Genomic DNA, 18,235 nt, shown 5'->3' on the forward strand with positions numbered 1-18,235 from the left:
TGTTCAATGACTCTTCGAATCGCAATCAATGGTTTTGGCCGCATCGGCCGTAATGTCCTGCGCGCACTGTATACCCAAGGCTATCGACAGGATTTGCAGATCGTCGCCATCAACGATCTGGGCGACAGCGCTATCAATGCCCATCTGCTCAAATACGACACCGTTCACGGCACATTCGACGTCGAAGTGGCCCATGACAATGAGAGCCTGACGGTCAATGGCGACCGTATTGCGGTCAGCGCCATTCGCAACCCGGCCGAGCTGCCATGGGCGGCGGAAAAAATCGACGTGGTGTTCGAATGCACCGGTCTGTTCACCGACCGCGCCAAAGCCGCCGCGCATCTTACTGCCGGCGCGCGCAAAGTCATCATCTCGGCCCCGGCCAAGGGCGCCGACGCCACCGTGGTGTACGGCGTGAACCACGACATTCTGCGCCAGTCGCACCAGATCATCTCCAACGCTTCGTGCACCACCAACTGCCTGGCGCCGGTGGCACAGGTCCTGCACCGCGAGTTGGGGATCGAAAGCGGTCTGATGACCACGATTCATGCCTACACCAACGACCAGAACCTCACCGACGTCTACCACACCGACCCGTACCGCGCGCGTTCGGCCACGCAGAACATGATCCCGAGCAAGACCGGCGCCGCCGAAGCGGTAGGCCTGGTGCTGCCGGAACTGGCGGGCAAACTGACCGGCATGGCCGTGCGGGTGCCGGTGATCAATGTGTCGCTGGTGGATCTGACTGTGCAGCTGAAGAAGGAAGCCACGGCCGACGAGGTCAACGCGCTGATGAAAGCCGCCAGCCAGCACTCGAAAATTTTGGGTTACAACACGTTGCCGCTGGTTTCCAGCGACTTCAACCACAACCCGCTGTCGTCGATCTTCGACGCCAACCACACCAAAGCCAGCGGCAAACTGCTGAAGGTGCTGGCCTGGTACGACAACGAATGGGGCTTCTCCAACCGCATGCTGGATAACTGCCTGGCGCTCTGCAACGCGTAGTAATTCCTTCCTCCCATGTGGGAGCGGGCTTGCTCGCGAAGGCGTCGTGTCAGGCAATTAATGTATCGACTGACTCACCGCATTCGCGAGCAAGCCCGCTCCCACAGGTTTCTGATTTCAATCTGAAATCAACACTTGACCACTCGGCTGGATGATAAGCATTATCATTCGCTCGAAATGGATCAGGTTCCCCCGTGAGTCAATCGCGCTTCAATCATGTCTTCCTCTCTCAGCGCACGTCCCTGCTGCGCACGATCGAGCGGATGGTCAACAACCACAGCACCGCCGAAGACCTGTTGCAGGAGACCTACCTGCGCGTCACGCGGGCGCTGAGCGAGCGCGCCATCGATCACCTTGAACCCTTCGTGTTCCAGACCGCGCGCAATCTGGCGCTGGATCACCTGCGTGCGCGCAAGATCCATTCGCGGACCATGGTCGATGACGTGCCGCAGGATGTGGTGCACAGCGTCGCCGCCCCTGTCAGCAGCGCCGAAGACGCCGCCCACGCCGAACAATTGCTGGAGCGCCTGAACGTGAGCCTCAGTCAACTCAGCCCGCGTCAGCAGCAGATTTTCATCCTCAGTCGCCTGCACGGGCACAGCTATCAGGAAATCGCCGACGAACTGAATGTTTCCCTCAGCACCGTGCAGAAAGAACTCAAGCTGATCATGACCATTTGTATTGGCGTCGCCGAACGTCTGAATGGCGACTGAAGTCGTAGGGCTTTTCTGTAAGTGTCGGGATCGCCTGCACTGATCATTGGGCTTTGCTACCCTTGGCCGACTTTTACGCTTCATTTAAAAAACAGCCGTGCACAGACACTGCCGAGGAAACACCGTGACGGACACCCACCGCTCGCCTTCGCCCGCAACGGCGCAGGACGCCGCCCGTGCAATGGATCAGGCACTCGACTGGCTCATTGTGCTCGGCAGCCCGGACGAGGAACAGACCCGGCAGTTCCATGCCTGGCTGGCGGCCGATCCGTTGAATACCGAGGCGTTCGCCAAGGCGCAGGCAGTCTGGGACGGGCCGCAAGTCGCCCAGTGCGCGCAAAGCCTCGCGGCCAAACCGGCGAAAGTCACCGTCCTCAAGCGGTTGCGTCCGCACTGGAAACCGTTGGCGACTGCTGCGGTGCTGATTCTGGGCCTGTTCAGTTTCAGCAATCTGCCGATGCGCCTGCAGGCCGATCACCTGACCGTGGTCGGCGAGCGTCAGCGCCTGCAACTGGAGGATGGCTCCAAGGTGCTGCTCAACACGAACTCGGCATTCTCCAGCACCATCAATGACCGGCAGCGCGTGGCGCGGCTGTATCAGGGCGAAGCGTTTTTCGAGGTGGCCAGCAACCGTGGTCAACCGCTGGAAATCGATGCCGGCCCGGTGCAGGCCAGCGTGCGCGACACCGCGTTCGCCGTGCGCTATCTGGACGGCGTCGCGCAGGTCAATGTGCAGCGCGGCGATGTCGATCTGCGCGCCACGCACAACGACGCGCGGGTGCGCTTGTCCGCCGGGGAAAGCATCCGTATCGGGCCCAACGGTTTCGATCGCCCGGCCAAGCTCGATGCTGCGACTGATCTGGCCTGGGTCCAGGGCCGCCTGGTGTTCGAGAACTGCCCGTTGAATCAGGTGCTGGCCGAACTGCGCCGCTACTACCCGGGCTGGATCATCAACACCAACGAGCAGTTGGCCGACGTCAACGTCACCGGCAACTACCGCCTCGACCAGCCGCTGGACGTGGTGCGTTCCCTCGCCCACATCACCTCGGCGCGCCTGCAGGAATTCCCGGCGCTGGTGATCCTTAACTAAATGAGAATTATTTTTACTCGATAGCCAAAGCCCGTTCGTCTCGTTATAGCCAATGCAATTGATTCGCATCTTCGGAGGCGAATCAGCACCTATAAAGATTCGTGCGACACGGAGCGCTATCGATGTCCTCTCGCCTTACCCGCCAGACTGCTTCCCCTTCCCGCGTATTGTCGCTGCTGACGGCCGCCATCCTCATGGCCGGCACCGCACCGCTGATGGCTGCCAGCGAACAGCCGGCGCGCAACATGGGTGATTATTCGTTCTCCATCGGCCAGCAACCGCTGGTGTCGGCGCTCAATGCCTTCACCAGTGTGACCGGCTGGCAGGTCGGTTTACCGGCAGAACTGGGTCAAGGCGTGTCGTCGCCGGGTGTGCGCGGTTCGCTGCCGCCGGAAAAAGCCCTGGAACGCCTGTTGGTGGGGACCAACCTGAGCTTCCGCAAGCTGAGCAACAACAACGTGGTGCTGGAGAAGCGCAGCTCCAGCGGCGCACTCAATCTTGATCAGGTGACCATCAGCGCCACCCGCCAGGAACAGTCGGTCAATAGCGTTCCGGCCACCGTCACTGTGCAGACCCGCCAGGATCTGGATCGCAACAACGTCAACACCATCAAGGATCTGGTGCGCTACGAGCCGGGCGTGTCCGTCGGCGGCGCCGGCCAGCGTGGCGGTATCAGCGGCTATAACATCCGCGGCATCGACGGCGACCGCATCCTGACGCAGGTTGACGGCGTCGAAGTGCCGGACGGTTTCTTCAATGGCCCGTACGCCAAGACCCAGCGCAATTACGTCGACCCGGAAATCGTCAAACGCGTGGAAATCCTACGGGGTCCGGCCTCGGTGCTGTACGGCAGCAACGCCATCGGCGGCGCCGTCAGCTACTACACCCTCGACCCGGACGACATCATCAAGCCCGGCAAAGATGTCGGCGCTCGCTTCAAAACCGGTTACAGCTCCGCCGATGAGAGCTGGCTGAAATCCGCCACCGTCGCCGGGCGTGCCGAGCAGTTCGACGGCTTGCTGCACTTCAGCCAGCGCGACGGTCACGAAACCGATTCCTACGGCAGCAACAACGGCACTGGCCTGGCGCGCACCGCTGCCAACCCGGAAGACGTCAAGGCCACCAACGTTCTGGCGAAGATCGGCTGGAACTACAACGAAGATTCCCGTCTGGGCCTGACCTACGAGAAGTACAAGGACGATCGCGACACCGATCAGAAAAGTGCCTACGGCGGCCCGTACTTCAACGGCGCGCCGACCATCCCCAACAGCATGCTGCCCGGCGGCATGTACCAGTGGCGCACCGGCAATGACACCATCACCCGCGAGCGTTTCGGCCTCGAGCACAGCTTCGCCCTCGACAGCCTGCTGGCCGATAACGTGAAGTGGAGCCTCAATCACCAGATCGCCAAAACCGATCAGAGTACCGAAGAGTTCTACTATCCGATGACCCGTAAAGTGCTGCGCACCCGCGACACGGTCTACGAGGAAAAACAGTGGGTATTCGATGCGCAACTGGACAAGGCCTTCGCCATCGGTGACACCGATCACGTGCTGACCTACGGCACCACGATCAAGCAGCAGAAGGTCACCGGCTCGCGCAGCGGCGACGGCAAGTGCCTCGCAGTCGGGCGTGGTTGCACCGCCATCGGCGCCACCAGCGCGGCGGATGTGCTGAAAAAATCCAGCGACTTCCCGGACCCGACCATCAACACCTACAGCCTGTTCGCCCAGGATCAGATCAGCTGGAACAAGTGGACCTTCCTGCCGGGCCTGCGCTACGACCACACCCAGCTCAAGCCGCACATCACCCAGGAATTCCTCAACACCGTGGCCGCCGACGGCAACGGCACGGTCAGCGACGCGAACAAGAGCTGGCACAAAGTCTCGCCCAAATTCGGCCTGACCTACGCCCTGACCGACAATTACACCTGGTACGGCCAGTACGCCGAAGGTTTCCGAACGCCAACCGCCAAAGCGCTGTACGGGCGCTTCGAAAACAGCACCACCGGCTACAACGTGGCGCCGAACCCGAACCTGGAACCGGAAAAAAGCAAAAGCTATGAAACCGGTCTGCGCGGCAACTTCGAACAAGGCTCGTTCGACGTGGCGGTGTTCTATAACAAATACCGCGATTTCATCAACGAAGACGCGGTCACTCCCGGTTACGACGAGCTGACCTTCCAGTCGAGCAACATCAAGCACGCGACCATCAAGGGCGCCGAAGTCAAAGGTCGCCTGAACCTCGATGCGTTCGGCGCGCCGCAGGGCCTCTACACCCAAGGCTCGATCGCTTACGCCTACGGTCGCAACAACGACAACGGCGAGCCGCTCAACAGCGTCAATCCGCTGACCGGCGTATTCGGTCTGGGTTACGACCAGGACAACTACGGCGGCCTGCTGAGCTGGACCGTGGTGAAGAAAAAGGATCGCGTCGACGACAGCAACTTCAAGTCGCCGGATGGCGTCAGCAGCCAGTTCAAGACCCCGGGCTTCGGCATTCTCGATCTGGCCGGCTATTACAAAGTCACCGACGACGTCACCGTCAGCGGCGGTATCTACAACCTGACCGACAAGAAGTACTGGCTGTGGGATGACGTGCGCGGTTACGACAGCGTCGGCGAAGCCTCGGTGACGCAACCGGCCAACCTCGATCGCCTGACCCAGCCGGGCCGCAACTTCGCGATCAATCTGGTCTGGGACATCTGAACCGCACGGCCCTGCGACGCGCATTGATCAACGCGTCGCGGGGCTTTTTTTACGGTCTGGCAGCTGCCCGTTCGTCTCGTTATCAAGCGCCTCTTTTATCAAGGACACCCCCATGACCACTTCGGAAAAAGCCCTGCGTTCACAACGCCTGAACCAGATCACCCACGAGCCGCACAGCAAGCTCGACGCCCTGGTCAAGGCCCACGCGCCGTTCGAAACCCGCGCTAACTTCGCGCGTTTCGTGGTCGCGCAGTACCTGTTCCAGTCGGAACTGGTCGATCTCTATAACAATGCCGAACTGACTGCCATCGTCCCGGATCTGCCGGCCCGTTGCCGCGCGGATGCGGCCAAGGCTGACCTGGCGGATCTCGACACCGACATCCCGCCACCGGTGGCCGGTGCGCTGAAAAACCCGAGCAAGGCCCGTGCCCTCGGCTGGATCTTTGTTTCCGAAGGTTCGAAGCTCGGCGCTGCGTTCCTGATCAAACGTGCGGTGGCGCTGGAGCTGAGCGAAACCTTTGGTGCCCGTCACCTGGGTGAACCGGAAGGCGGCCGTGCCGAAGGCTGGAAAAGCTTCGTGCGCACCCTCGATTCCCTGCAGTTCACCGCCGAAGAGGAAGCCGAAGTCGAGCAAGGCGCAATCGACGCGTTCAACCGCTTCACCGTGCTGCTGGAACAGGCTTACGCCACAGAAGCCGAACCGGCCTGACACACAGCAAATTCCCCTTGTAGGAGTGAGCCTGCTCGCGATGGCGGTGTATCAGTCGACATTAATGTTGAATGACCGGATGCCATCGCGAGCAGGCTCACTCCTACAGGGGAACGGTGTAAGCCTGTAAGATTCCCGTCCCGCTTCAAAAGCAACCGCTGAGCCCATGCCGCAACCCGCCACCTCAAAACTCGCCCGACTGCTGTTCGGCCTGCTGGCCTATGTCAGCCTCGGCATTGGCCTGATCGCCATCGTCGTGCCCGGCCTGCCGACCACCGAGTTCATCCTGCTCGCCGCCTGGGCCGCGACTCGCAGCTCGCCGCGCCTGAGCGCCTGGCTGGAAAACCATCGGCTGTTCGGGCCGATCCTGAGCAACTGGCGCAACGGCAAGATCATCGCGCGCAAAGCCAAGGTCAGCGCCACCATCAGCATGCTGCTGTGCGCGACGTTGATGCTGGTAATGCTCGATCACGGCTGGCCGGTGTATCTGGCGATTGCCGGGATGAGTCTGGGCAATCTGTGGATCTGGTCGCGCCCGGAAACCATGCCCTCCTCCTGACTCACAGCTCCCCCTGTGGCGAGGGAGCTTGCTCCCGCTGGAGTGCGAAGCGCTCCCCTGCATTTCTTCTGATTCACCGTGTTTACCGGGTTTGCGACGGCTTCGCCGCCGAGCGGGAGCAAGCTCCCTCGCCACAACAGCCTCATCACCTCCCCGGTGTTCATCAGGCTGAAACTTCCCTGTAATTAATCGCCTTTTCAGCACATTCCCCTGCGCAAACGTTTAGCGCTGACCGTTCGTCGGCAAGCGGCTCATGCCCTCTCGCTGCGCGCCGATGAGCAATGCATGGCGCTGAATGGATTTGGCGAACCGGGTAGTTCATCCCGTGGCCACCTGCTCATTCATTCACGAGATCGCCCCATGTTCGACTCTCTCTCCATTCGCCTGAAAATCGTCCTGCTCTCCGGCCTGTGCCTGCTGGGTGTGGTTGCGCTGATCGTCGGCATGAACATTTACCAGACCAACCAGAACGACGAACTGGTCAGCAACTCCAGCAACCAGTTGCTCACTGCCAGTGTGCAGAACCTGTTGCAGGCCAAAGCCGCCGAGCAAGCAGTGCGGGTGCAGAAGACCTTTGGCGAAAGCCTGACGGTGATCACCGCGCTGGCCGATCAGATCAAGGACATGCGCGCACTGGCCGCCAAGCGTTCGCTGGACGCCGGGGCCCTGCGTGAAGAATTGAACCAGAGCCTGAAAACCGCGTTCGAGCGCAACGACAAGGTGCTCGGCATCTGGCTCGCCTTCGAACCCAACGGCCTCGACGGCAAGGACAGCGAGTTCGTCAACGATGCCGCGCGTCAGTCCAATGAAGCCGGGCGTTTTGCAACTTACTGGAGCCGCGCTGCCGGCTCGGCGCTGAACACGATCATGGTCGAAGAAGACATGACCAAGACCACCCTCAGCGTCAGCGGCACGCCGTACAACAGCTGGTACACCTGCCCTCGTGACAACAAGCGTACTTGCCTGCTCGACCCGTATGCCGACACCGTGGGCGGCAAGGAAATGTTGATGACCACCATTTCCGTGCCGTTGATCGTCGACGGCAAGGCCATCGGCGTGGTCGGTGTCGACATCGCCCTTGATGCCCTGCAAGCGGCGGCGGTGGAGTCCCAACGCAACCTGTTCAACAACGCCGGACACATGCTGATCGTTTCGGGCAGCGGCGTGCTCGCTGCCGACAGTTCCGATGCGACCAAGGTCGGTAAAAAGATCAGCGATACCCTCGGTGCCGACGGCAAGGATCTGCTGCAACTGGTCAGCAGCGGTACGCCGAAGATTCTTGAACAGGGCGAGCTGATTCGCGCGGTGTATCCGGTCGATCCGATTGGCAACTCGCGGGCCTGGGGTGTGGTCATCGACTTGCCGAAACAGGTGCTGCTAGCCGACTCGGTCAAGCTGCAAGCGGTACTCGACGATGCGCAGGAAACCGGTGTGCTCACTGCGTTGCTGGTGGCTGTGGTGGCCGGTCTGGTCGGTCTGCTGCTGATCTGGCTCACCGCCTCGGGCGTGACCCGGCCGATCAACAGCGTCGCCGAGATGCTGAAGAACATCGCCAGCGGTGAAGGCGATCTGACCCAGCGCCTGAACTACAGCAAGAAGGATGAACTGGGCGAACTGGTGAACTGGTTCAACCGCTTCCTCGACAAGCTGCAACCGACCATCGCCCAGATCAAGCAGAGCATCACCGAAGCGCGCGGCACTGCTGATCAGTCATCGGAAATCGCCCGCCAGACCAGCGAAGGCATGCAGGTGCAGTTCCGCGAGATCGATCAGGTCGCCACCGCCTCCAACGAAATGAGCGCCACCGCCCACGACGTCGCCAACAGCGCGTCGAACGCGGCCAACGCCGCCAAGGGCGCCGACCAGTCGGCCAAAGACGGCATGTCGATCATCGAGCGCAGCACCCGCGACATCAATCAACTGGCCGATGAAGTCAGCAAAGCGGTAACCGAAGTCGAAGCGCTGGCGGTCAACAGCGAGCAGATCGGTTCGGTGCTGGAAGTCATCCGCAGCATCGCCGAACAGACCAACCTGCTGGCGCTCAACGCCGCCATCGAAGCGGCGCGCGCCGGGGAAAGCGGTCGTGGTTTTGCGGTGGTGGCCGACGAGGTGCGCAACCTCGCCAAGCGCACTCAGGATTCGGTGGAAGAAATCCGCATCGTCATCGAACGCATCCAGATCGGCACCCGTGGCGTGGTCGCGACCATGCACTCGAGCCAGACTCAGGCGCACAACAACGCCGGGCAGATCCGTCAGGCGGTGGATGCGCTGGGCAAGATCAGCGATGCGGTGACCGTGATCAGTGATATGAACCTGCAGATCGCCAGCGCCGCCGAACAGCAGAGCGCCGTGGCCGAAGAGGTCAACCGCAACGTCTCGGCGATTCGCACCGTGACTGAAACCCTGACCGAGCAGGCCACCGAGTCGGCGGCGATCAGCAGCCAGCTCAATGCCCTGGCGAGCCAGCAGATGAAGCTGATGGATCAGTTCCGCGTCTGAAAATCACCACAGTCCCTTTGTGGGAGCGGGCTTGCTCGCGAACGCGGTATGTCAGCGACATTTGAAGTGACTGACACTCCGCATTCGCGAGCAAGCCCGCTCCCACAGGGTTGAGTGTTCGGCGTTCGGTTTTTTCATCTGGCCCGAGATTTTTTTGCACTATCATCGCCCTCTCTCCCGGAGGGCCTTCGATGACTGATTTACTCACGTCCATTCAAGCCGCACTCGGCTTGCCCCACACGCCGATTCCGTTCACCGCCAGTGGCGCCCTGCCCTCGGCGTTCGCCGTCAGCGACCTGGCCTGCGCCAGCATCGGCGCTGCCGGTCAGGCCGTCAGCGAACTGCTCCGGCAACAGACCGGGCACTTGCCCGCCGTGGAAGTCGATCGACGTCTGGCCTCGTTCTGGTTCGCCACCTCGTTACGCCCGATCGGCTGGGAAGTCCCGCCGCTGTGGGATCCGGTCGCCGGCGACTACGCAACCAAGGACGGCTGGATCCGCCTGCACACCAACGCCCCACATCACCGTGCTGCGGCTGAAAGCGTGCTCGGTACCTGCGCCGACCGCGCTGCAATGGCGGCGAAAGTCGCGCAATGGCGCAGCGCCGATCTGGAGCAAGCGGTGGTCGAGGCCAAGGGCTGCGCCGCCGAAATGCGCAGTTGGGCGCAGTGGCAACAGCATCCGCAGGGATTGGCAGTGAATGCCGAGCCGCTGGTGCATTTCATCGATTCGCAGGATGAAAAGGCCAACGCGTGGCAAGGCTCCGTGGAGCAACCGCTGGCCGGGCTCAAGGTGCTCGACCTGACCCGCGTGCTCGCCGGCCCCACCGCCAGCCGTTTTCTCGCGGGCCTCGGTGCCAACGTGCTGCGCATCGATCCGCCGAGCTGGAACGAGCCGGGCGTGGTGCCGGAAGTCACCCTGGGCAAACGCTGCGCACGGCTGAATCTGCAGCAACCGGACGATCGCGCGGTGTTCGAAAACCTGTTGAAGGACGCCGACATGCTCATACATGGCTACCGTGCCGATGCCCTGGAACACCTCGGTTTCGGCGCCGAACGCCGCCGACAACTGGCGCCGGGGCTGATCGACATCTGTCTCAATGCCTACGGCTGGAGCGGCCCATGGCGCAACCGCCGTGGCTTCGACAGCCTGGTGCAGATGAGCAGCGGCATCGCCGAGGCCGGACAGCGCTGGAAACAGGCTGACAAACCGACGCCGCTGCCGGTGCAGGCGCTGGATCACGCGACCGGGTATCTGATGGCGGCGAGTGCGATCACATTGCTCACTGAACGTTTGCGCAGCGGTCGCGGCGGTTCTGCACGCTTGTCACTGGCGCGCACCGCCAAACTGTTGATCGAACATGGGCCTGGGACGAGCGAAGCGTTGCGCGCCGAGGCTAAACAGGATCAAGACTCACGGGTGGAGCAGACCCCGTGGGGGCCGGCGCACCGCTTGCTGGCACCGGTGACGATCAGCGGGACGCCGCTGCAGTGGGCGTTGCCGGCTACTGAATTGGGTTCGCATCGCGCGCAGTGGTGATGATCATTCGGGCCCCTTCGCGAGCAAGCCCGCTCCCACAGGGGGAATGCATTTCAAATGTGGGAGCGGGCTTGCTCGCGAAGAGGCCCGCACTGACACCACCGATGCACAATCAATCCACCTACAGCGACAACACCCCGCTGTACAAACCATACGCCGCCAGCCCCGCGCCGATCAGCACACAGGCAAAAATACCTTTCTCGACAGGGGTGAACAGCGGCTCGCCCTGCTCATGCTTGGCCTTGGCGAACAGCACCACCCCCGGCGCATACAGCAGCGCCGACAGCAGCAGGTATTTCACCCCGCCGGCATACAACAACCACACCGCATAACACAGAGCAATCCCGCCAATCAGCAGATCCTTGGTACGTTCGGCCGAGGCATGTTCGTAGGTTTCGCCACGTCCGCTGAGCAACACCGCGTACGCCGCCGACCACAAATACGGCACCAGAATCATCGACGACGCCAGATAAATCAGACTGGTGTACGTGCCCGCCGAGAACAGGGTGATCAGCAGGAAAATCTGAATCATCACGTTGGTCAGCCACAACGCATTGACCGGCACATGGTTGGCGTTTTCCTTTTTCAGGAACGCCGGCATGGTCTTGTCCCGGGCCGTGGCGAACAGGATTTCGGCGCAGAGCAGCGCCCATGACAGCAATGCGCCGAGCAGCGACACCGCCAGACCGAGGCTGATCAGCAGCGCGCCCCACGGCCCGACGATGTGTTCCAGCACCGCCGCCAGCGACGGGTTTTGCAACCTGGCCAATTCGGGCTGGCTCATGATCCCCAGCGACAGCACGTTGACCAGCACCAGCAGCGCCAGCACACCGAGGAAGCCGATCACCGTGGCGCGCCCGACGTCGCTGCGTTTCTCCGCCCGCGCCGAATAGACGCTGGCGCCCTCGATGCCGATGAACACGAACACCGTCACCAGCATCATGTTGCGCACCTGATCCATCACCCCGCCGAAGCTCGGGTTGCTGCGGCCCCAGATGTCGCGGGTGAAGATGTCGGCCTTGAACGCCACTGCCGCAATGACGATGAACATGATCAGCGGCACGATCTTGGCGACCGTGGTCACCTGATTGATGAACGCCGCCTCCTTGATCCCGCGCATCACCAGAAAATGCACCGCCCACAACAGCACCGACGCGCAGCCGATGGCAACCGGCGTATTGCCCTGGCCGAACACCGGGAAGAAGTAACCGAGGGTGCTGAACAGCAACACGAAATAACCGACGTTGCCCAGCCACGCGCTGATCCAGTAGCCCCAGGCGGACGAGAAACCCATGTAGTCGCCAAACCCGGCCTTGGCGTAGGCATAGACCCCCGAGTCCAGCTCGGGCTTGCGGTTGGCCAGGGTCTGGAACACGAACGCCAGGGTTAGCATGCCGATGGCGGTGATCCCCCAGCCGATCAGGATTGCCCCGGCATCGGCGCGGGCCGCCATGTTCTGCGGCAGGGAAAAAATCCCCCCGCCAATCATCGAACCCACCACCAGGGCGATCAACGCACCCAGTCGCAGCTTTTGCGTCGGTTGCGACATTCTTGTCTCCCTTCATTCATTTGTAACAACTATTAACTAAACGCCTAATACCAGACGACGTTTATCAGGTAATACCGAGAAACACTTGTTTATATATAGCGACTGACGCTAACGCCTAGCACGCTAAGACAGTTTTGTGCGCGAATCCTAATAAATCAATTCTGTACTGAAAACAGATGCTGAAAATTTGCCAAAAGCTGAAAAACAACTAGCGTGATAACTCTAAAGTAATAAGACCAATTCCCAACCACATCAGGCAAAAGCCTCTAGGACGGGCTTTTCAGGCGATAGCGTTATGCCTCCAGTTGTTTCATAAGTCATTCATTAACAATGGAATGTGGCCATGCACTGATCTATGTCAGCTGATTGAACAGACAACAGATCTACGCTGTGAACTCTTCTCTCCTGCAATGGAGTCATGCAATGTCTGAAGCTCCCGGAAAACTACGACTCGGTGCACTGGTTGCCTTGGTCGTCGGCTCAATGATCGGTGGCGGGATATTCTCTTTGCCACAAAACATGGCCGCCAGCGCTGACGTCGGCGCGGTATTGATTGGTTGGGCCATCACCGCTGTCGGCATGCTCACCCTCGCTTTTGTCTTTCAAACCCTCGCCAATCGCAAGCCTGACCTGGACGGCGGTGTCTACGCCTACGCCAAGGCCGGATTTGGCGACTACATGGGTTTCTCGTCCGCCTGGGGTTACTGGATCAGTGCCTGGCTGGGCAACGTTGGCTACTTTGTTCTGTTGTTCAGCACCCTCGGGTATTTCTTTCCGATTTTCGGCGAAGGCAACACGGTGGCCGCCGTCATCGGCGCCTCGGTGCTGCTATGGGCCGTGCACTTTCTGGTGCTGCGCGGGATCAAGGAAGCGGCGTTCATCAACCTCGTGACCACCGTTGCCAAGGTCGTGCCGCTGCTGCTGTTCGTGCTGATCGCGATCTTCGCCTTCAAACTGGACATCTTCACCGCTGACATCTGGGGCGTGAAAAACCCGGATCTGGGCAGCGTGATGAACCAGGTGCGCAACATGATGCTGGTTACCGTGTGGGTGTTCATCGGCATCGAGGGCGCGAGCATCTTCTCGGCGCGGGCGGAAAAACGCTCCGACGTCGGCAAGGCTACCGTCATCGGTTTCATCACCGTGCTGCTGTTCCTGGTGCTGGTCAACGTGCTGTCGCTGGGCATCATGACCCAGCCGGAACTGGCCAAACTGCAGAACCCGTCGATGGCCGCCGTGCTTGAGCACGTGGTCGGTCATTGGGGCGCGGTGCTGATCAGCGTCGGCCTGATCATCTCGCTGCTGGGCGCGCTGCTGTCGTGGGTGCTGCTGTGTGCGGAGATCATGTTCGCCGCCGCCAAAGACCACACCATGCCCGAGTTTCTGCGCAAGGAAAACGCCAACCACGTACCGGTCAACGCCCTGTGGCTGACCAACGCGATGGTCCAGCTGTTCCTGATCATCACCCTGTTCTCGGCCAGCACTTATCTGTCGCTGATCTACCTCGCCACCTCAATGATTCTGGTGCCGTACCTGTGGTCGGCGGCCTATGCCCTGCTGCTGGCGGTACGCGGCGAAAGCTACGAAGGCTTCGCGGCCGAACGACGCAAGGATCTGATTATCGGCGGCATCGCGCTGATCTACGCGGTGTGGCTGCTATATGCCGGCGGGGTCAAGTATCTGCTGCTCTCGGCCCTGCTCTACGCACCCGGCGCGATCCTGTTCGCCAAGGCCAAGCTGGAACTCAAACAACCGATTTTCACTAACGTCGAGAAGCTGATTTTCGCCGCAGTGGTCGTGGGTGCCCTGGTGGCTGCCTACGGTCTCTACGACGGCTTCCTGACCTTGTAACCCTTGATTTGTAATCTGGAGGATCACTGCAATGACCACGGAAAAAGTTAAGTACGGCGTCCATTCCGAAGCCGGCAAACTGCGCAAAGTCATGGTTTGCTCCCCAGGTCTGGCCCACCAGCGCCTGACCCCGAACAACTGCGATGAACTGCTGTTCGATGACGTGCTGTGGGTCGCCCAGGCCAAGCGCGACCACTTCGACTTCGTGACCAAAATGCGTGAACGCGGGATCGACGTGCTGGAAATGCACAACCTGCTGACCGACATCGTCGCCATCCCGGAAGCGCTGGACTGGATTCTCGAGCGCAAGGTCACCGCCGACTCGGTGGGCCTGGGTCTGATCAGCGAAGTCAAATCCTGGCTGAAAAGCCTTGAGCCGCGACACATCGCCGAATACCTGATCGGTGGCGTATCCGCCGATGATCTGCCGGACAGCTTCGGTGGCAAGACCATCCAGATGTTCCGCGACTTCCTCGGCCACTCCAGCTTTATCCTGCCGCCGCTGCCGAACACCCAGTTCACCCGCGACACCACCTGCTGGATCTACGGTGGCGTGACGCTGAACCCGATGTACTGGCCGGCGCGACGTCAGGAAACCCTGCTGACCACCGCCATCTACAAATTCCACCCGCAGTTCACCAACGCCGATTTCGAGATCTGGTACGGCGACCCCGACAAGGACCATGGCAGCTCGACCCTTGAGGGCGGCGACGTGATGCCGATCGGCAACGGCGTGGTGTTGATCGGCATGGGCGAACGCTCGTCGCGACAGGCGATCGGCCAACTGGCACTGAACCTGTTCAAGAACAAAGCCGTGGAAAAAGTCATCGTCGCCGGCTTGCCGAAGTCCCGCGCCGCGATGCACCTGGACACCGTGTTCAGTTTCTGCGACCGCGACCTGGTGACGATTTTCCCGGAAGTGGTCAACCAGATCGTCGCCTTCACCCTGCGCCCTGACGAAAGCAAACAGGGCGGCATCGACATCCGCCGCGAAGAAGGCAGCTTCCTCGACACCGTGGCCAAAGCCCTCAACCTGCCGAAACTGCGCGTGGTGGAAACCGGCGGCAACAGCTTCGCCGCCGAACGCGAGCAATGGGACGACGGCAACAACGTGGTGGCCGTGGAACCGGGCGTGGTCATCGGCTACGACCGCAACACCTACACCAACACCCTGCTGCGCAAGGCGGGCGTGGAGGTCATCACCATCAGCGCCGGTGAACTGGGCCGAGGCCGTGGCGGCGGCCACTGCATGACCTGCCCGATCATCCGCGATCCAATCGATTACTAAACCTCTGAGCCTTGGCCGCGACTTACAAAGCGCGGCCAGGGGGATAACCGACACCGAAGGAGATCCATCATGGCTTTTAACATCCACAACCGTAACCTGCTCAGCCTGGAACACCACACCCCACGTGAGCTGCGTTATCTGCTCGACCTGTCCCGCGATCTGAAACGCGCCAAGTACACCGGCACCGAGCAGCAACACCTCAAGGGCAACAACATCGCCCTGATCTTCGAAAAAACCTCGACCCGCACCCGTTGCGCGTTCGAAGTGGCGGCCTACGACCAAGGCGCCAACGTCACCTACATCGACCCGAACTCATCGCAGATCGGCCACAAGGAAAGCATGAAAGACACGGCCCGCGTGCTGGGTCGCATGTACGACGCCATCGAGTACCGTGGTTTCAAACAGGAAATCGTCGAAGAGCTGGCGAAGTTCGCCGGGGTGCCGGTGTTCAACGGCCTGACCGACGAATATCACCCAACGCAAATGATCGCCGACGTGCTGACCATGCGTGAACACGCCGACAAGCCGATCCACGAAATCAGCTACGCCTACCTCGGCGACGCGCGCAACAACATGGGCAACTCGCTGCTGCTGGTCGGCGCCAAGCTCGGCATGGACGTGCGCATCTGCGCGCCGAAAGCCTTGTGGCCGCACGACGATCTGGTCGATCGCTGCAAGAAATACGCGGAAGAATCCGGCGCCCGCATCACCCTGACCGAAGACCCGAAAGCCGCAGTCAAAGGCGTCGATTTCATCCACACCGACGTCTGGGTGTCGATGGGCGAGCCGGTTGAAGCCTGGGCCGAACGTATCCAGCAACTGCTGCCGTACCAGGTCAACAAAGAGCTGATGAAAGCCACCGGTAACCCGCGCACCAAGTTCATGCACTGCCTGCCGGCGTTCCACAACAGCGATACCAAGGTCGGCAAACAGATTGCCGAACAGTATCCGCACCTGGCCAACGGCATCGAAGTGACCGACGACGTGTTCGAGTCGCCCGCCTGCATCGCCTTCGAGCAAGCGGAAAACCGCATGCACACGATCAAGGCGATCCTGGTCTCGACCCTGGCTGATCTGTAACCGGAATAGCTCCCACTGAAGGAACCGGCTCCAAATGTGGGAGCGGGCTTGCTCGCGAAAGCGGTGTGTCATTCAACAGCCATGTCGACTGATCCGCCGCCTTCGGGAGCAAGCCCCCTCCCACAGGGGATTCCGGTTCCGACAGGGAAACCGAGTCGTTTGCCATTTCTCTGCTGAAAGGATTGCATTATGCGTATCGTCGTAGCTCTGGGCGGTAACGCCCTGCTCCGTCGTGGCGAGCCGATGACCGCTGACAACCAGCGCGCCAACATCCGCATCGCCACCGAGCAAATCGCCAAGATCCATCCCGGCAACCAACTGGTCATCGCCCACGGCAATGGCCCGCAAGTCGGCCTGCTGTCGCTGCAGGCGGCGGCCTACACCTCCGTCACCCCTTACCCGCTGGACGTGCTCGGTGCCGAAACCGAAGGCATGATCGGCTACATCATCGAACAGGAACTGGGCAACCTGCTGGACTTCGAAGTGCCGTTCGCCACCCTGCTGACCCAGGTTGAAGTCGACGCCAAGGACCCGGCCTTCCAGAATCCAACCAAACCGATCGGCCCGGTCTACGACAAAGCCGAGGCAGAAAAACTCGCCGCCGAAAAAGGCTGGGCCATCGCTCCGGACGGCGACAAGTTCCGCCGCGTGGTGGCCAGTCCCCGGCCAAAACGCATCTTCGAGATCCGTCCGATCAAGTGGCTGCTGGACAAGGGCAGCATCGTGATTTGCGCGGGTGGCGGCGGCATTCCGACCATGTACGACGAGCACCGCAACCTCAAGGGCATCGAGGCGGTGATCGACAAAGACCTGTGCTCGTCGCTGCTCGCCGAGCAACTGGAAGCCGACTTGCTGGTGATCGCCACCGACGTCAACGCGGCGTTCGTCGACTATGGCAAGCCGTCGCAGAAAGCCATCGCCGAAGCGCACCCGGATGAACTCGAACGCCTCGGTTTCGCCGCTGGCTCCATGGGACCGAAGGTGCAGGCAGCCTGCGAATTCGCGCGCCATACTGGCAAGGTCGCGGTGATCGGTTCGCTCGCGGACATCGAAGCGATCGTCCAGGGCACTGCCGGCACACGCGTCAGCACGGCGAAGCCGGGCATCAGCTATCGATAATTAGAAACTCAAGGGCAGGCCCAGGGGGCTGCCCTTCTCCCATGCCTTGAAAGGAGAAACCCATGGCCATATTCGAACCGGGTCATTTGCACATCGAGCGGCACGCGTTGACCAAGGACGATGTCGATTACGACCTGTGCCTCGACTACCAAGTGTTCACCGATCCCAAAGAAGGCAAAGGGATGCAGTTCACCCTGCACGGCAATATCCAGGGCAAGGACATGAAGGAAACCTTCTTCCTGCCCAAGGACCAGGCCTACAACTTCGCCAGCAACGTGACCAAGATTGCCGAAAAGTACGGCATTCCCAAAACTCACAGCAGCATCGGCTCGCAGCACAAACATTACGACCTGATGTTCGAGGATGTGCGAGTGCAGTTGAATATGAAGTCCGGGGATCCGGTCAAACCGGAACACCTCGAATAACCCGAACCCAGCACATTCCTACTGTGGGAGCGGGCTTGCTCGCGAAGGCGCCAGGTCAGTCACCATTTATGCTGTCTGACCTGACGCCTTCGCGAGCAAGCC

The 18,235-nt window shown here is 60.9% G+C and carries 13 protein-coding genes and 2 pseudogenes; 14 read left to right on the top strand and 1 reads right to left on the bottom strand.

Annotated features, from left to right (window positions below; translation table 11 throughout):
- Positions 1–6: 6 nt before the first annotated feature.
- The 9 genes and pseudogenes from gap to LVD08_RS26040 all read left to right on the top strand — a co-directional run bounded on the left by gap (position 7) and on the right by LVD08_RS26040 (position 10,821).
- Complete coding sequence (gene gap / locus LVD08_RS26005; protein ID WP_247269616.1) at positions 7–1,005, top strand: type I glyceraldehyde-3-phosphate dehydrogenase; 999 nt, start codon at positions 7–9, stop codon at positions 1,003–1,005.
- Positions 1,006–1,199: 194 nt separating this feature from the next.
- Positions 1,200–1,718 (top strand): RNA polymerase sigma factor, encoded by a 519-nt coding sequence (locus tag LVD08_RS26010; RefSeq protein ID WP_247269617.1) that lies wholly within the window; start codon positions 1,200–1,202, stop codon positions 1,716–1,718.
- 124 nt (positions 1,719–1,842) lie between these two features.
- Positions 1,843–2,808: a FecR family protein gene (locus LVD08_RS26015; protein WP_247269618.1), complete on the top strand. Its 966-nt coding sequence runs from the start codon at positions 1,843–1,845 to the stop codon at positions 2,806–2,808.
- 122 nt (positions 2,809–2,930) lie between these two features.
- Positions 2,931–5,516, top strand: a complete 2,586-nt coding sequence (locus LVD08_RS26020) for a TonB-dependent receptor (RefSeq protein ID WP_247269619.1) — start codon at positions 2,931–2,933, stop codon at positions 5,514–5,516.
- Between the two features lie 112 nt (positions 5,517–5,628).
- Positions 5,629–6,225 carry a biliverdin-producing heme oxygenase gene (locus tag LVD08_RS26025; protein WP_223007799.1) on the top strand — a complete coding sequence of 199 codons (597 nt, stop codon included), beginning with the start codon at positions 5,629–5,631 and terminating at the stop codon, positions 6,223–6,225.
- A 166-nt stretch (positions 6,226–6,391) separates the two neighbouring features.
- On the top strand, positions 6,392–6,784 hold the full coding sequence (locus LVD08_RS26030) for a YbaN family protein (RefSeq protein ID WP_139054334.1): 393 nt from the start codon (positions 6,392–6,394) through the stop codon (positions 6,782–6,784).
- Between the two features lie 624 nt (positions 6,785–7,408).
- Positions 7,409–8,425, top strand: a pseudogene (locus tag LVD08_RS28370) (PDC sensor domain-containing protein); the annotation flags it as partial.
- Between the two features lie 330 nt (positions 8,426–8,755).
- Positions 8,756–9,283: pseudogene (locus tag LVD08_RS28375) on the top strand (methyl-accepting chemotaxis protein); the annotation flags it as partial.
- 191 nt (positions 9,284–9,474) lie between these two features.
- The gene (locus LVD08_RS26040; RefSeq protein WP_247269621.1) at positions 9,475–10,821 is read left to right on the top strand and encodes a CoA transferase; all 1,347 of its coding nucleotides are present in this window, start codon (positions 9,475–9,477) and stop codon (positions 10,819–10,821) included.
- A 121-nt stretch (positions 10,822–10,942) separates the two neighbouring features.
- On the opposite strand, the gene arcD (LVD08_RS26045) is transcribed toward LVD08_RS26040, so the two are convergent.
- Positions 10,943–12,370: an arginine-ornithine antiporter gene (gene arcD, locus LVD08_RS26045; protein ID WP_247269622.1), complete on the bottom strand. Its 1,428-nt coding sequence runs from the start codon at positions 12,368–12,370 to the stop codon at positions 10,943–10,945.
- A 423-nt stretch (positions 12,371–12,793) separates the two neighbouring features.
- Between arcD (LVD08_RS26045) and arcD (LVD08_RS26050) the strand changes: the two genes are divergently transcribed.
- From arcD (LVD08_RS26050) to LVD08_RS26070, 5 genes are all read left to right on the top strand, one after another.
- Entirely contained in the window at positions 12,794–14,221 is a 1,428-nt protein-coding gene (gene arcD / locus LVD08_RS26050; protein ID WP_097085936.1) for an arginine-ornithine antiporter, read from the top strand.
- 31 nt (positions 14,222–14,252) lie between these two features.
- Positions 14,253–15,509, top strand: a complete 1,257-nt coding sequence (gene arcA / locus LVD08_RS26055; protein WP_150368611.1) for an arginine deiminase — start codon at positions 14,253–14,255, stop codon at positions 15,507–15,509.
- Between the two features lie 69 nt (positions 15,510–15,578).
- Positions 15,579–16,589 carry an ornithine carbamoyltransferase gene (locus tag LVD08_RS26060; protein ID WP_003227481.1) on the top strand — a complete coding sequence of 337 codons (1,011 nt, stop codon included), beginning with the start codon at positions 15,579–15,581 and terminating at the stop codon, positions 16,587–16,589.
- Positions 16,590–16,778: 189 nt separating this feature from the next.
- Complete coding sequence (gene arcC / locus LVD08_RS26065; RefSeq protein ID WP_027612546.1) at positions 16,779–17,708, top strand: carbamate kinase; 930 nt, start codon at positions 16,779–16,781, stop codon at positions 17,706–17,708.
- 62 nt (positions 17,709–17,770) lie between these two features.
- Positions 17,771–18,133 (top strand): DUF5064 family protein, encoded by a 363-nt coding sequence (locus LVD08_RS26070; RefSeq protein ID WP_027612545.1) that lies wholly within the window; start codon positions 17,771–17,773, stop codon positions 18,131–18,133.
- The last annotated feature ends 102 nt before the right edge of the window (positions 18,134–18,235 follow it).

The organism is Pseudomonas sp. YL2, from assembly GCF_023063025.1.
Lineage (GTDB): Bacteria > Pseudomonadota > Gammaproteobacteria > Pseudomonadales > Pseudomonadaceae > Aquipseudomonas > Aquipseudomonas putida_A.